A 727-nucleotide genomic window follows, 5' to 3' on the forward strand; every position below is an offset into this window, starting at 1 on the left:
GTACCGCACGTTCTGCAACGCGATGTCCCGATCCGACAACCACGGCGTCACCACCGCCTCCGTCATCATCCCCACCAGCAGAATCCCCTGCCCCGTCAACGTCCCCACCAAATTGAAGAACCCGTCCAGCAGATTCCCCCGGAACACGTCACCGGTCATGTGCTTCGTCGGCGGCATCCACTTCAACGGCGCATCCGGAAACAACTCCCGCGCCAACAACGCGTGCGCCAACTCCAACCGCAACGACTCCGGCACATCCGGATTGATCTCAAACGCGTGCCCCAACCCCAACTGCCAGTCCGCCAACCCCGCCTCATGCGCAAAAAACTCGTTCAACAACTGCGACACCGTCACCGTGTGCGCCTCGTCCACCGCATCCGCAGTGGTCAGATAATTATCCTCACCCGTGTTGATGATGATCCCCGCCCGCGCATGCACCTGCCGCGAAAACCGCTGATCCACAAACGTCCGCACCGGATTGATATCCCGGAACAAAATCCCGTACATCGAGTCGTTGAGCATCATGTCCAACCGCTCAAGACCCGCCAGCGTCGCCATCTCCGGCATACACAACCCCGACGCGTAATTCGTCAACCGCACATACCGACCCAACTCCCGCGACGACTCATCCAACGCCGCCCGCATCAACCGAAAATTCTCCTGCGTCGCGTACGTCCCCGCGAACCCCTCCCGAGTCGCCCCCTCCGGCACATAGTCCAACAACGAC

Annotated in this window: 1 protein-coding gene; it reads right to left on the reverse strand. The window is 60.8% G+C overall.

Translation table 11 applies throughout. The features are described 5' to 3' along the window. Positions 1 to 727, reverse strand: a 727-nt coding sequence (locus C1I93_RS30835; RefSeq protein ID WP_220039623.1) for a lysine 5,6-aminomutase subunit alpha TIM-barrel domain-containing protein, incomplete at both ends; no start/stop codon positions are given.

The sequence above is a fragment of the Micromonospora endophytica genome (genome assembly GCF_003236305.1).
Lineage (GTDB): Bacteria > Actinomycetota > Actinomycetes > Mycobacteriales > Micromonosporaceae > Micromonospora > Micromonospora endophytica.